We start from the raw sequence: 14038 nt of genomic DNA on the forward strand, positions 1-14038 counted from the left end.
GGTCTGCTGAGCGGTCGACTACGACGTGGCGGGGCTGGCCGTACGCACCAGGGCGGCGATCCGCTCGGCGACCTCGCGGGCGGTCGCCTCGGTGGCGGCCTCGACCATCACCCGGACCAGGAGCTCGGTGCCCGACGGGCGCAGCAGCACCCGCCCGGTCTCTCCCAGCTCCGCCTCGGCACGCTCGACCTCGGCGCGGACGGCCGGCGCGTTGGCCCCGACGGTCCGGTCACCGACCGGAACGTTGATCAACACCTGCGGCAGCTTGGTGACCACCGAGGCCAGCTCGGCGAGCGACTGGCCGGTGGCGGCCATCCGGGCCATCAGGTGCAGACCGGTGAGCACCCCGTCGCCGGTGGTGGCGTGGGCGGGCATGACGATGTGGCCGCTCTGCTCGCCGCCGAGCGCCAGACCGGAGGCGCGCAGCTCCTCCAGCACGTACCGGTCACCAACCTTGGTCTCGACCAGCCGGATGCCCTGCGCGGACATCGCCAGGCGCAGACCGAGGTTGCTCATCACGGTCGCCACCAGGGTGTCCTGGGTGAGGGTGCCGGCCTCCCGCATGGCCAGCGCGAGGATCGCCATGACCTGGTCGCCGTCGACCTCGCCGCCGTCGGCGCTGACCGCCACGATCCGGTCGGCGTCGCCGTCGTGGGCGATGCCCAGGTGGGCGCCGTGCTGCACCACGGCCTCACGCAGGGCCTCGATGTGGTTGGAGCCACAGTCGTCGTTGATGTTCAGGCCATCGGGCTCGGCGTGGATCGCGACGACCTCGGCGCCAGCCTCCCGGTAGGCGACCGGGGCCACCTCACTCGCCGCGCCGTTGGCGCAGTCGACGACGACCTTGATCCCTTCCAGCCGGTGCGGCAGTGCGCCGACCAGGTGCTGCACGTAGTGGTCAGCGCCGTCGAGCAGGTCGTGCACCCGGCCGACGCCGGCACCGATCGGGCGGTCCCAGGCGGTGATGGCGTTCGCCTCCACCGCGGCCTCGATCTTCATCTCGATCTCGTCGGGGAGCTTGTGACCACCGGCGGCGAAGAGCTTGATGCCGTTGTCCGGCATCGGGTTGTGCGACGCGGAGAGCACGACGCCCAGATCGGCCTTCGCCTCCGCGGTGAGGAACGCCACCGCCGGGGTGGGCAGCACCCCGACGCGCACCACGTTCGCGCCGGCGCTGGTCAGCCCGGCCACGACGGCGGCTTCCAGCATTTCGCCGCTGGCCCGGGTGTCCCGGCCGACGACGGCGAGTGGCGGGTGACTGCGGTCCGTCTCGGCGAGCGTGTGCGCGGCGGCCACGGCGAGCGCGAGCGCCAACTCAGGGGTGAGATCCGCGTTCGCCCGCCCGCGTACGCCGTCCGTGCCGAACAACCGACCCATACCCGCCAACCTCCGATGAGCAACTGCGATGAGGAGAAAGCGGAACGGCCGGCCCACCTCCCCGGTCGGGGGAGGCGGACCGGCCGTCCGTCAGAAGTACAACGCGCTGGGAAAGATCAGCGCTTCGAGTACTGGGGAGCCTTGCGGGCCTTCTTGAGGCCGTACTTCTTGCTCTCCTTGACCCGGGCGTCACGGGTGAGGAAGCCGGCCTTCTTGAGGGCCGGGCGGTCGTCCGGCTCGTTGATGATCAGCGCGCGGGCGATGCCCAGCCGCAGCGCACCGGCCTGGCCGGTGGTGCCGCCGCCACGCAGGTTGGCGATGACGTCGAACTGCTCGAGCTTCTCGGCGGTGACCAGCGGTTCCTTGATGAGCTGCTGGTGCACCTTGCTCGGGAAGTAGGCCTCGAGGTCCTGGCCGTTGCAGGTGATCTTGCCGGTGCCGGGGACGATGCGGACCCGGACGATGGCCTCCTTGCGGCGGCCCACGGTCTGGATCGGCCGGTCACCACGAGGCGCGCGGGCAACGGGCGCCGGTGCCTCGGTGGCCTCAGGGGCCTCGGTGGCCTCAGGGGCCTCAGGCGCTTCCGGGGCGACCTCGGTCTCGATGATGTCGGTCATGCTGCTTCCTTCGCCCGCGCTCACTGCGCGATCTGCTTGATCTCGAACGGCACCGGCTGCTGCGCGAGGTGCGGGTGCTCGGCACCGGCGTAGACCTTCAGCTTCTTGATCAGCTGACGGCCGAGCTTGTTGTGCGGGAGCATCCCCTTCACAGCCAGCTCGATGGCCCGCTCGGGACGCTTGGTCAGCAGCTCGTCGTAGCCGATCTGCTTGAGACCACCCGGGTAACCCGAGTGGCGGTAAGCGACCTTGGTCTGGCGCTTGTTGCCGGTCAGCGCGACCTTGCCCGCGTTCACGATGACGACGAAGTCGCCCGTGTCGACGTGCGGCGCGAAAGTCGGCTTGTGCTTACCACGCAGCAACGTGGCGGCGTGGGTGGCCAGGCGGCCCAGCACGACATCAGAGGCGTCGATGACGTGCCACTGACGCTCGATCTCACCCGGCTTCGGGCTGTACGTACGCACAGGTCTACCTTGTCTCGTCGTCGGTCTGGGGTCGCGCGCCGAGGTGACCAGATCTAGCAGGCCGGACCAGCGCGCACGAACGACCAAGCGTACCTGATAGGGCACGCCTCTGGATGTCGTACAACAGCAGGCAACGATACCCGGCGCCCCATCGGCAGGTCAAAACGGGGGTCTGCCGCCGCACTCGGGCGCGCCGGGCATGACCCAGCTCACACGCCGGCGAGCCGGTTGAACGACCCCGGGCGACGGTAGGCGACCCAGGTCACCGCGAAGCACATCGCGTACCAGCCGATGAACGCCAGGTAGGCGGCGTCCGCGTTGCCGGAGCTGAGGAACGACTGGCGGAAGGCGATGTTGACCAGTACCCCACCGGAGGCGCCGATCGCGCCGGCGATCCCGATCAACGCGCCGGTCATCCGTCGCGCCCACCGCGCGGCGTCCTCCGGGTCGCGCGTGCCGTTGGCCACCGCGTCCGCCGCCCGGGCCCGGAAGATCGCCGGGATCATCTTGTACGTGGAGCCGTTGCCGACCCCGGAGAAGACGAAGAGGGCCAGGAACCCGGCCAGGTAGAGCCCGAACGAGCGCTCGCGGGCCGCGTACAGCACCGCGCCCGCGCCGAGGGCCATCGCGACGAAGTTCCAGAAGGTCACCCGGGCTCCGCCGAGCCGGTCGGCGAAGTGCCCGCCCAGCGGCCGGATCAGCGAACCGATCAGCGGCCCGAGGAAGGTCAGCCAGGCGGCGTCGACGGGGGTGGGGAACCGGTCGGCGAACTGGAGCTGGAGGACCTGACCGAAGGCGAAGCCGAACCCGATGAACGACCCGAAGGTGCCGATGTAGAGCAGCGACATGATCCAGGTGTGCGGGTCCCGGGCGGCCTCGCGCAGCGCTCCCGGCTCGTTGCGGGCCCCGGGCACGGTGTCCAACCAGCGGGCCGCCGCCAGCGCGGCCAGCACGATCAGCGGCAGGTAGACCGCGGGCACCAGTCGGGGGTACGCGGCGCCGGCGGTGGCCAGCACCGCCAGGCCGACGAGCTGCACCGCCGGTACGCCCAGGTTGCCGCCCCCGGCGTTGAGCCCGAGGGCGCGGCCCTTGAGGTGCTGGGGGTAGAAGAGGTTGATGTTCGCCATCGAGGAGGCGAAGTTGCCGCCACCGACGCCGGTGAGGCAGGCCAGCACCATGAGGGTGGAGTAGGACACCCCGGGTTCCAGCAGCACCGTCATCGGCACCGTCGGGATCAGCAGCAGGAGAGCGCTGATGGTCGTCCAGCGTCGCCCGCCGAAGCGGGCCACCGCCAGCGTGTACGGCAGCCGCAGCACCGCGCCCAGCGCGGCCGGCACGGCGGTGAGCAGGAACTTCCCGGCCGGGTCGATGCCGTACGCGGGGCCGAGGAAGAGCACGGTGACCGACCAGAGGCTCCACACGGAGAAGCCGACGTGTTCGGCGAAGATCGACACCCAGAGGTTGCGGCGGGCGATCGGCGCGCCCGTCGTACGCCAGAAGTCGGGGTCCTCGGGCCGCCAGTCGGAAAGCGGCTGCCGGCGGCCGGTGACGGCAGGTGGCTCGGCGGTGACTGCGGTGCTGGTGAGCGTGCTCACGGCGGCTCCTCCTCGTCGGTGTGACGAGGAGGAACGCTAGGAAGACGGAGTTACCTGGCAGTGCCCGTCCCGGGTCGGCCCGGAAACGGCTACCGCACCACGGCCGGACGGCGATGGTGAGGTGCCCGCAGTCAGAGCTGCTGGAGGATGCGCAGCGCGCGGCCGACCCGGAGCATGGTCTCGGTGTCGGCGACGTCCACGCACTCGGTGAACCACTTCTTCATCGGCGAGGAGATCCGGTCGGGCATCACCACGTACGGGCCCATCGGCACGGCCAGGGGCGAGTCGCGCAGCAGCGACTCCTCGACCACCTCGACGACGATCACGATAGGGACGTCGGTGGAGTTGTAGACGTCCGAGCTGACCACCAGGCCGAGGCGTTCACGGGCACCCTCGATGCGCCAGACCTCACCCCTGCGCAGCACGCGGCGGTCCGCCGAGGAAGAGGTCGTTGACCATGCCCACCTCGCGGGCGTCGGCGAGGGCGGCGGACTCCAGGTCGAGGCCGGCGCGGCCCACGGCGGCGGCGTGCGCGGTGAAGACCTCGCGCAGCGCCTTCTCCCGGGCCGCCTGGTCCATCCACGCCGAAAGGGACAGCCCTTCGCGCTTGGCGAAGCGCCGGGCCTCCTCGATCGTCTCGTCCGTGAACGAGAGCGTCACCTTGGCAGTCATGCCGCTGAGACTACCCACCGGTATGACCGCCAGTCATCCGCGCGCCGACCGGCTCGCCCCCCGGCGTCGAAACGTCCATATCGTCAGCGGGCACGACCGCCGAACACCGCGAAGCGCCACTCCTTGAAGTAGCAGTCGACGTCGTCCAGGCCGGACTCGGCGAGCCACCGGCACTGGTCGCCGACGGTCGCCGGGAGGTCGTAGCGCATCCGCTCCCGGGACCCGGCGATCTCCTGCGGCGACGCCCCCAGCTCGGCGATCCGCGCCATCCACACCTCGTCGTAGCGCTGGTCGAGGGCCGGGGTCGGCCCCGCGACCTGCTCGGCGTTGACGAACACCCCACCGGGCGTCAGGGCGGCGGCGGCCCGCCGGTAGAGCGCCCGCTTGCCGGAGTCGTCCAGGTGGTGGATCGCCAGCGCGCTGACCACGGCGTCGTACCGGCCGGGGGGCAACTCGTCGGACAGGTCGGCCTGGACCGTCCGGTGCGGCACTGAGCGCGCCGACAGCTCGGCGGTGGCGCGGGCCAGCATCGCCGGCGCGGCGTCCACAAGGGTCAGCCGGACCCCGGGCACCGCCGCGGCGAGCAGCAGCGAGAGCAGCCCGGTACCCGCGCCCAGGTCCAACACCTCGGGGGTACGACCAGCCGCCAGCGCGGCGCGCAGCGGTGGCGTGGCCACCTCGACGGCCGCGCCGTAGAAGGCGTCGAAGCACGGCACCAGCCGCCGTCGCGCCTCGTCGTAGGTGCCGGCCACGGCGTCGAAAACGTCCACCACGCCCATGACGCCCTCCCATCATCCGAGACAACTTTCCCACACTATAAGCGCCACACGGGCTCGGGTGAGCACGCGAAACCGACCATCCCGTCGATCTTGCAGTTTCGGTTGTCGAGATGAGCGGGATGCCCCTTAAGTCGCCACCGAAAGTGCAAGATCGCGGGGGTGGGGCTGCGGTCCGCTGCCTCGCTTCTGTGCGGTGTGAGGCCCACTTGACAGGACCGAAACAGAAGGGACCCGGACTGGAAACTGCCCAGCGGCACGCTTTGCCGACATGACAGACGGTGCATGGCCGGCAACTGGATCGGGGCACACGCCCCGCGAGGTGGCGACGCACTGCCCGTACTGCGCCCTCCAGTGCGGCATGACACTGCGCGAGGACGACACCGGGGTGACCGTGCTCCCCCGCCAGTTCCCCACCAACCGGGGCGGGCTGTGCCAGAAGGGCTGGACCGCCGCCGAACTGCTCGACCACCCGGAACGACTGACCACTCCGCTGGTACGCGACCCGACCAGCGGCGAGCTGCGTCCGGCGACCTGGGACACCGCGCTGGACCGGGTCGCCGCCGGCGTACGCGCGATCCAGGACAGCTCCGGCCGGGATGCGGTCGCGGTCTTCGGCGGCGGCGGGCTGACCAACGAGAAGGCGTACGCGCTGGGGAAGTTCGCCCGGATCGCGCTGCGTACCCGCAACATCGACTACAACGGACGGTTCTGCATGTCCTCGGCGGCGGCCGCCGGGATGCGCGCCTTCGGCGTCGACCGAGGGCTGCCGTTCCCCCTGGCCGACCTGGGCCGGGCCGACACGCTGCTGCTGGTCGGCGCCAATCCGGCGGAGACCATGCCACCGCTGGTCCGCTGGCTCACCGAGCAGCGCCGGGGCGGCGGAAAGCTCATCGTCGTCGACCCCCGCGTCACCGCCACCGCCCGCCAGGCCGACCTGCACCTGCAACCGCTGCCCGGCACCGACCTCGCGGTGGCCAACGCGCTGCTGCACATCGCGCTCACCGAGGGTTGGGTCGACCAGGCGTACGTGGCCGAGCGCACCACCGGCTTCGACGCGGTCCGCCGCAGCGTCGCCGCCTGGTGGCCGGCCCGCGCGGAACAGCTCTCCGGCGTGCCGGTGGCCGATCTCGAGGCGACCGCCCGCGCCCTGGGCACCGGCGGTCGGGTGATCATCCTGACCGCGCGCGGGGCGGAGCAGCACGCCAAGGGTGTCGACACCGTCAGCGCGTACGTCAACCTCGCCCTCGCCCTGGGTTTGCCCGGCCGCCCCGGCTCGGGGTACGGCTGCCTCACCGGCCAGGGCAACGGTCAGGGTGGGCGGGAGCACGGGCAGAAGGCCGACCAGCTCCCCGGCTACCGCAAGATCGACGATCCGGTGGCCCGGGAGCACGTCGCCGGCGTCTGGGGCGTACCGGCCGACGAGCTACCCGGTCCCGGTGTGCCGGCGTACCAGCTCCTCGACTCGCTCGGCACCGCCGACGGTCCCCGGGCGCTGCTGGTGTTCGGCTCGAACCCGGTGGTCTCCGCTCCCCGGGCCGCCCGGATCGAGGGTCGACTGCGCGACCTCGACCTGCTGGTCGTGGCCGACCTTCTGCTCTCCGAGACGGCGGCGCTGGCCGACGTGGTGCTGCCCACCGCGCAGTGGGCCGAGGAGGACGGCACGATGACCAATCTGGAGGGCCGGGTGTTGCGTCGACGCGCGCTGCGTCCACCGCCACCGGGCGTCCGCACCGACCTGTCCATCCTCGCCGACCTCGCGGCCAGGTTGGGCGACGCCGAGACCGCTGCCGCGCGCTTCCCTACCGACCCGGCCACCGTCTTCGCCGAACTGCGCCGCGCCTCCGCCGGTGGCGCCGCCGACTACGCCGGCATCACCTGGGACCGCATCGACGCCGCCGACGGCGTCCACTGGCCCTGCCCGAGCGAGGACGGTCCGGACACGCCACGGCTCTTCGCCGACCGGTTCGCCACCCCGGACGGCCGGGCCCGGTTCCACCCCGTCGACCACCGGCCGGCCGCCGAGGAGGTGTGCGCCACGTACCCGCTGCACTTCACCACCGGCCGGGTGCTGGCCCAGTACCAGTCCGGCACGCAGACCCGGCGCGTGCCGGCGCTGCGTCGGGCCGCGGCCGAGGCGTTCGTCGAGCTGCACCCCGATTTGGCCGCCCGGTTGGGCATCGACGACGGCGACCCGGTGCGGGTCACGTCCCGTCGGGGCGAGCTGCGTGCCCCGGCCCGACTCAGCACGGGTATCCGCCCGGACACGGTCTTCGCGCCGTTCCACTGGCCCGGCGTCGGGCGGGCCAACTCGGTGACCAACGACGCGGTGGACCCGATCTCCGGGATGCCCGAGTTCAAGATCTGCGCGGTCCGGGTGGAGAAGGCATGACCGCCCGGGTGGTGATCGTCGGCAACGGGATGGCCGGTGCCCGGCTCGCGGCCGAGCTGCACGCCCGCGAGGGCGACCGCAAGGTCACCGTCCTCGGGGCGGAACCGCACCGCGCGTACAACCGGATCATGCTGTCGACGCTGCTGGCGGGCCGCATCGACGAACCGGACGTGGAGTTGACCGAGGCCGCGGGGCACGGCATCGACCTGCGGTCCGGCGTCGCGGTGACCGCGGTGGACCGGGCGGCCCGCGAGGTCCGCACGGCTGACGGCGAACGCATCGCCTACGACCACCTGGTGCTGGCGACCGGCGCGCGGGCGGTGGTGCCGCCCCTGCCCGGCCTCGACCCGGCCGACCTGCCGGGGCGGGTCGTGCCCTTCCGGACCCTGGACGACTGCCGCCGCATCCTGACCGTGGCCCGGGGCGCACGCGCCGCGATCGTGCTCGGTGGCGGGCTGCTCGGGCTGGAGGCCGCCCGGGGCCTGGCCACGCGCGGTCTGGCCACCACCGTGGTGCACCCGACCAACCACCTGATGGAGCGGCAGCTCGATCCCGCGGCCGGCGCGGTGCTGGCCGGCACGCTCGCGGGGCTCGGCGTCACCATCCAGCTCGGGGTACCGGCGACCGGGGTGGTGGCGGACGACACCGGCGTCCGTCTCGACCTGGCCGACGGCCGGTCGCTGCGCGCCGACCTGCTGGTGCTGTCCTGCGGCGTACGCCCCGACACCGCCCTCGCGCAGGCCGCCGGGCTCACCGTGCGACGCGGCGTGGTGGTGGACGACCGACTGCGTACCAGCGACCGGTCCGTCTCGGCGCTCGGCGACTGCGCCGAGCACGACGGGACGATCACCGGGCTGGTCGCGCCCGCCTGGGCCCAGGCCCGGGTGCTCGCCGACGTGCTGACCGGCACGGACCCGCTCGCCCGGTACCGGCCCCGTCCGGTGGTGACCCGACTCAAGGCGGCCGGGATCGACCTGGCGGCGATGGGCGACGCGGCGAACGGCGGCCCGGGCGAGGAGTTGACGTTCACCGACCCGGCCCGGGGCACGTACGCCCGGCTGCGCATCCGTGACGAGCGGTTGACCGGCGCGATCCTGCTCGGCGACAACCCGGCGATCGGCACGGTGATCCAACTCTTCGACCGGGGTCACCCGGTCCCGGCCGACCGGCGGGCCCTGCTGCTGGGTCGGACGCTCGGCGGGGCCGTCGCGGCGCCGAGCGCGTCACCGGCGCTGATGCCGGACGCGGCCGTCGTCTGCCAGTGCAACACCGTGACCAAGGGCGCCCTGGTGCGCTGCTGGCGCTTGGGCGCGCGGACGGTCGACGCGGTGGTGGCGGGCACCCGGGCCGGCACCGGATGCGGCGGATGCCGGGACGCGGTCGGCGGCATCGTCGACTGGCTGTCCGAAGCGGAATCGGTGGAGGTGACGCGATGAGCGGCGCAGACCTGGTCGTCGTCGGCAACGGGATGGTGGGACAGCGCTTCGTCGACGCGCTGCGCGCCCGTGACCCGCAGGGCCACTGGCGGGTGACGGTGCTTGCCGAGGAGGGGCGTCCGGCATACGACCGGGTACGACTCTCGGCGTACTTCGACGGGGTCGGCGAGGACGAGCTGAACGTGCACATCCCGCACGACGGGGTGCGGCTGCGCCTCGGTGAGCCGGTCACCGCCATCGACCGCGCCCGGCGGCTGGTGACCACCGCCGAGGGCGAGTACGGCTACGACGCGCTGGTGCTGGCCACCGGGTCGTACGCGTTCGTCCCGCCGGTCCCCGGGGCCGACCTGCCCGGGGTCTTCGTCTACCGGACGTTGGACGACCTGGCGGCGATCCGGGAGTACGCCCAGGGTCGGCGGGTCGGCGCGGTGATCGGCGGCGGGCTGCTCGGGTTGGAGGCGGCGAACGCCCTGCGTCTGCTCGGCCTGAGCACCGACGTGGTCGAGTTCGCGCCCCGGCTGATGCCGGTGCAGGTGGACCAGGCCGGCGGCGCGATGCTGCGCCGCTACGTCGAGGAGCTGGGTGTGCGTACCCACCTCGGGGTCGCCACCACGGCGATCCGCGCCGGGGCCGACGGCGCGGTCGCCGCCCTGGAGCTGTCCGACGGCCGGGTCGTCGACGCCGAACTGGTCGTGGTGGCCGCCGGCATCCGGCCCCGCGACGAGCTGGCACGCGCCGCCGGCCTGCCGTTGGGTCCGCGCGGTGGGGTGCTGGTCGACGAGACCTGCCGCACCGCCGACGAGCACGTCTGGGCCGTCGGCGAGTGCGCGGCGGTCGACGGCACCTGTCACGGCCTGGTGGCCCCGGGGTACGCGACGGCCGAGGTGGTGGCCGACCGGCTGGTCGGCGGCGCGGCGACCTTCCCGGGCGCGGACACCGCCACCAAGCTCAAGCTGCTCGGGGTGGACGTGGCGTCGTTCGGCGACGCGCACGGCACCACCGAGGGCTGCCTGGACGTCACGTTCACCGACCCGGCCACCCGGGTGTACGCGAAGCTGGTCCTCTCCGACGACGCGCACACCCTGCTCGGTGGGGTGCTGGTGGGTGACGCCAGCGCGTACCCGACGTTGCGGGCCAGCGTGGGTGGCCCGCTGCCGGCCCCGCCGCTGGCCCTGCTCGCCCCCGACGGCGGCGGCGCGGACGCCGGCACGCTGCCCGCCACCGCGCAGGTCTGTTCCTGCAACGCGGTGACCCGGGGCGACGTGGACGCCGCCATCGCGGGTGGCTGTGCGGACGTGCCGTCGTTGAAGACGTGCACCAGGGCGGGCACGAGCTGCGGGTCCTGCGTGCCGATGCTCAAGCAGCTCCTGGACGCGGCCGGCGTGGCACAGTCCGCCGCGCTCTGCGAGCACTTCGACGTGAGCCGCCGGGAGCTGTTCGAGATCGTGCGCGTCCGCGGCATCCGCACGTTCTCCCGGCTCGTCGCCGAGCACGGTCGGGGACGCGGCTGCGACATCTGCAAGCCCGTGGTGGCCTCGATCCTGGCCTCGCTGGGCAGCGGGCACGTGCTCGACGGAGAGCAGGCGTCCCTGCAGGACACCAACGACCACTTCCTGGCCAACCTGCAACGCGACGGCAGCTACTCGGTGGTGCCCCGCATCCCGGGCGGCGAGATCACCCCGGAGAAGCTGATCGTGATCGGCGAGGTCGCCCGGGACTTCCAGCTCTACACGAAGATCACCGGTGGCCAGCGGATCGACCTGTTCGGTGCCCGGGTGGAGCAGCTACCGCAGATCTGGCGGCGGCTGGTGGACGCCGGTTTCGAGTCCGGCCACGCGTACGGCAAGGCGTTGCGCACGGTGAAGTCCTGCGTCGGCGAGACCTGGTGCCGATATGGCGTACAGGATTCGGTGGGTCTCGCCGTGTCGCTGGAACTGCGCTATCGCGGGCTGCGCGCGCCGCACAAGCTCAAGTCGGCGGTCTCCGGCTGCGCCCGGGAGTGCGCCGAGGCACGCAGCAAGGACTTCGGCATCATCGCCACCGAGACGGGCTGGAACCTCTACGTCGGCGGCAACGGCGGTTTCCGGCCCCGGCACGCCGACCTGTTCGCCACTGATCTGTCGACAGAAGCACTGATTCGATTGATCGATAGATTTTTGATGTATTACATCCGCACCGCCGACCGGCTGCAACGCACGGCCGGCTGGATCGAGGCCTTGGACGGCGGCCTGGACCACCTGCGCGCCGTGATCGTGGACGACTCGCTGGGCATCTGCGCCGACCTGGACGAGGCCATGGCCCGACACGTGTCGTCGTACTCCGACGAGTGGCGCGACGTGCTGGACGACCCCGAGCGGTTGCGCCGCTACACCTCCTTCGTCAACGCCCCCGACGTGCCCGACCCGTCGATCACCTTCGCGGTGGAGCGCGGCCAGCCGGTACCGGCACGCGGCGGCACCCCACCCGACGGTTCCGGCCGTCGTCCCGTCACGCTCGGCCTTCCGGAGGTACGGCGATGAGCCCCACGATGACCACACTCGGCTGGACCGCGGTCTGCCCCCTCGGCCGGCTGGAACCGGAGCGGGGTGTCGCCGCCCTGGTCGACGGCGTGCAGGTCGCCCTCTTCCACACCGTGGACGGGCTGTTCGCGATCGACAACCGCGACCCGGTCTCCGGTGCGTACGTGCTGTCCCGGGGCATCGTGGGCAGCCGTGGCGGCGTACCGACGGTCGCCTCGCCGCTGCACAAGCAGGTGTACGACCTGCGCACCGGCGAGTGCCTCGACCTGCCCGGGGTGGCCGTGGCCCGGCACGACACGCGCTGCCACGACGGGATCGTCGAGGTGCGGTTGCGACGGGAGGACTGATGCGGGAAGAACTGGCCGGCTTCACCATCGGGGTGACCGCCGACCGGCGGCGCGACGAGTTGGCCGCGCTGCTCGAACGCCGGGGCGCACGCGTGGTGCTCGCCCCGGCGCTGCGGATCGTGCCGCTGTCCGACGACACCGAACTGCGCGAGGCGACCCGCGCCTGCCTCGACCAGCCACCCGACATCCTGATGGCCAACACCGGCATCGGGATGCGCGGGTGGCTGGAAGCTGCCGAGGGTTGGGGTCTGGCCGAGCCGCTGCGGTCGGTCCTCGCCAGCTCGTACGTCGTCGCCCGCGGTCCCAAGGCACGTGGCGCGATCCGTGCGGCCGGACTGCACGACCAGTGGTCACCGGCGTCGGAGAGCTGCGACGAGGTGGTCGAGCACCTGCGCCGGCGCGGCGTTGCCGGGCAGGTGATCGCCATGCAGCTGCACGGTGAGCGCCAGCCCGAGTGCACCCTCGCCCTGGAGGCGGCCGGCGCCACGGTGATCGAGGTGCCGGTCTACCGCTGGGCGCCCCCGACGGACCCGGCGCCGCTGCACCGGCTGATCGACCTGATCGCCGGCCGGCTGGTGGACGCGGTGACGTTCACCTCCGCGCCGGCGGTCGAGGCGCTGCTGCGGGCCGCCGGCGACCGTACCGACGCGGTGGTGGCCGCGTTCCGCAACGACGTGCTGGCGAGCTGCGTCGGCGCGGTGACCGCCGAGCCGTTGCTACGGCACGGGGTGCCGGTCAGCGCGCCCGGCCGGGCCCGGCTGGGTGCCCTGGTACGCACCATCGTCGATGAGCTGCCCCGGCGGACCATCACGTTCAAGGCCGGCGGCCATCTGCTCACGTTGCGCGGGCACGCAGCGGTCATCGACGGAGAGCTGCGGCCCCTGGCGCCCGCCCCGATGGCGGTGCTGCGGGCGCTGGCCCAGTCTCCGGGCCGGGTGCTGTCCCGTACGGCGCTGCTCCGGACGCTGCCTCGGGGCGCGGACGAGCACGCCGTGGAGATGGCCGTCGCCCGGTTACGGGCCGGCCTGCGCGCGCCCCGGGTGGTGCAGACCGTGGTGAAGCGCGGCTACCGGCTCCGCGTCGACTGAACCGCGCCACGGCCGGCGGTGACCCACCGGCCGTGGCCCTGCGACTGAGTCGACCGTGACCCGACGGTTCAGCCGACCGGCGTGGGGAAGCCCCGACCCTGCTCGGCCTGGAGCCGGAGCATGGCGTGCTCGACCACCGTCACCAGCACCTGCTTGACCGAATCCCGATGCCGGGCGTCGGTCATCACCAGCGGCACCTGCGGCGAGATGGCCAGCGCCTCGCGGACCTCCTCCAGCTCGTACTGGGGAGCGCCGTCGAACCGGTTCAGCGCCACCACGTACGGCAGGTTGCGGTTCTCGAAGTAGTCCAGCGGGGCGAACGCGTCGGTGATCCGGCGCGTGTCCACCAGGACGGCGGCACCCACCGCGCCCCGGATGATCTCGTCCCACATGAACCAGAAGCGGGTCTGACCCGGTGTACCGAACAGGTACAGGATCAGGTCCTGGGCCATGGTGATACGGCCGAAGTCCATGGCGACCGTGGTGGTCTCCTTGCCGGGCACCTTTGACGGATCGTCGATGCCGACGCCGGCCGCGGTCATCACCGCCTCGGTCCTCAGCGGCGTGATCTCGGAGATCGCGCCGACCAGGGTCGTCTTGCCGACGCCGAAACCGCCCGCGACGACGATCTTCGCGGAGACGATTCCCCGGCCCGGCCGCCCCCCAGCGGGGTCATAGCCTGCGAAGTCCACTTAGCACCCTTCCAAGCAGTTCCATCCGCTCCTCGAACCCCTCGGCGGGAGCAGCAGTGTGTA

13 protein-coding genes and 1 pseudogene are annotated in these 14038 nt (G+C 72.5%); 5 read left to right on the forward strand and 9 right to left on the reverse strand.

The features are described 5' to 3' along the window. Positions 1–18 precede the first annotated feature (18 nt). The 7 genes from glmM to ABZU91_RS19430 form a co-directional block, all read right to left on the reverse strand. Positions 19–1377 carry a phosphoglucosamine mutase gene (glmM, locus tag ABZU91_RS19400; protein WP_355242018.1) on the reverse strand — a complete coding sequence of 453 codons (1359 nt, stop codon included), beginning with the start codon at positions 1375–1377 and terminating at the stop codon, positions 19–21. A gap of 116 nt (positions 1378–1493) precedes the next feature. Continuing rightward, positions 1494–1994 (reverse strand): 30S ribosomal protein S9, encoded by a 501-nt coding sequence (gene rpsI, locus ABZU91_RS19405; protein ID WP_355242021.1) that lies wholly within the window; start codon positions 1992–1994, stop codon positions 1494–1496. 20 nt (positions 1995–2014) lie between these two features. After that, entirely contained in the window at positions 2015–2458 is a 444-nt protein-coding gene (rplM, locus tag ABZU91_RS19410) for a 50S ribosomal protein L13 (protein ID WP_053653864.1), read from the reverse strand. 209 nt (positions 2459–2667) lie between these two features. Next, positions 2668–4053 carry a nitrate/nitrite transporter gene (locus ABZU91_RS19415; RefSeq protein WP_355242024.1) on the reverse strand — a complete coding sequence of 462 codons (1386 nt, stop codon included), beginning with the start codon at positions 4051–4053 and terminating at the stop codon, positions 2668–2670. 131 nt (positions 4054–4184) lie between these two features. Then, positions 4185–4478 carry a type II toxin-antitoxin system PemK/MazF family toxin gene (locus tag ABZU91_RS19420; protein WP_355242027.1) on the reverse strand — a complete coding sequence of 98 codons (294 nt, stop codon included), beginning with the start codon at positions 4476–4478 and terminating at the stop codon, positions 4185–4187. After that, on the reverse strand, positions 4462–4725 hold the full coding sequence (locus ABZU91_RS19425; protein ID WP_355242029.1) for a DUF6364 family protein: 264 nt from the start codon (positions 4723–4725) through the stop codon (positions 4462–4464). Before ABZU91_RS19425 ends, ABZU91_RS19420 begins: the two co-directional genes overlap by 17 nt. Before the next feature lie 83 nt (positions 4726–4808). Continuing rightward, positions 4809–5504 (reverse strand): methyltransferase domain-containing protein, encoded by a 696-nt coding sequence (locus tag ABZU91_RS19430; RefSeq protein WP_355242031.1) that lies wholly within the window; start codon positions 5502–5504, stop codon positions 4809–4811. A 268-nt stretch (positions 5505–5772) separates the two neighbouring features. Between ABZU91_RS19430 and ABZU91_RS19435 the strand changes: the two genes are divergently transcribed. The 5 genes from ABZU91_RS19435 to ABZU91_RS19455 are packed head-to-tail and all read left to right on the forward strand — an operon-like array spanning position 5773 to position 13283. Further along, positions 5773–7893 carry a molybdopterin oxidoreductase family protein gene (locus ABZU91_RS19435; protein ID WP_355242034.1) on the forward strand — a complete coding sequence of 707 codons (2121 nt, stop codon included), beginning with the start codon at positions 5773–5775 and terminating at the stop codon, positions 7891–7893. Further along, positions 7890–9329: an FAD-dependent oxidoreductase gene (locus ABZU91_RS19440; protein WP_355242037.1), complete on the forward strand. Its 1440-nt coding sequence runs from the start codon at positions 7890–7892 to the stop codon at positions 9327–9329. Before ABZU91_RS19435 ends, ABZU91_RS19440 begins: the two co-directional genes overlap by 4 nt. After that, entirely contained in the window at positions 9326–11848 is a 2523-nt protein-coding gene (gene nirB, locus ABZU91_RS19445; protein ID WP_355242040.1) for a nitrite reductase large subunit NirB, read from the forward strand. Before ABZU91_RS19440 ends, nirB begins: the two co-directional genes overlap by 4 nt. Continuing rightward, entirely contained in the window at positions 11845–12195 is a 351-nt protein-coding gene (nirD, locus tag ABZU91_RS19450) for a nitrite reductase small subunit NirD (protein WP_355242042.1), read from the forward strand. The genes nirB and nirD overlap by 4 nt, the downstream gene beginning before the upstream one ends. Further along, the gene (locus ABZU91_RS19455) at positions 12195–13283 is read left to right on the forward strand and encodes a uroporphyrinogen-III synthase (RefSeq protein WP_355242045.1); all 1089 of its coding nucleotides are present in this window, start codon (positions 12195–12197) and stop codon (positions 13281–13283) included. The genes nirD and ABZU91_RS19455 overlap by 1 nt, the downstream gene beginning before the upstream one ends. 68 nt (positions 13284–13351) lie before the next feature. Here ABZU91_RS19455 and ABZU91_RS19460 read toward each other — a convergent pair whose 3' ends face one another. Together ABZU91_RS19460 and ABZU91_RS19465 are read right to left on the reverse strand one after the other, a co-directional pair. Next, a complete protein-coding gene (locus ABZU91_RS19460; RefSeq protein ID WP_355242048.1) occupies positions 13352–13975 on the reverse strand; it encodes an ATP/GTP-binding protein in 624 nt (207 codons plus the stop codon). Further along, positions 13956–14038: pseudogene (locus ABZU91_RS19465) on the reverse strand (DUF742 domain-containing protein); the annotation flags it as partial. The pseudogene ABZU91_RS19465 and the gene ABZU91_RS19460, both read right to left, overlap by 20 nt.

It is taken from the genome of Micromonospora sp. NPDC005174, from assembly GCF_040608495.1.
GTDB lineage: Bacteria > Actinomycetota > Actinomycetes > Mycobacteriales > Micromonosporaceae > Micromonospora.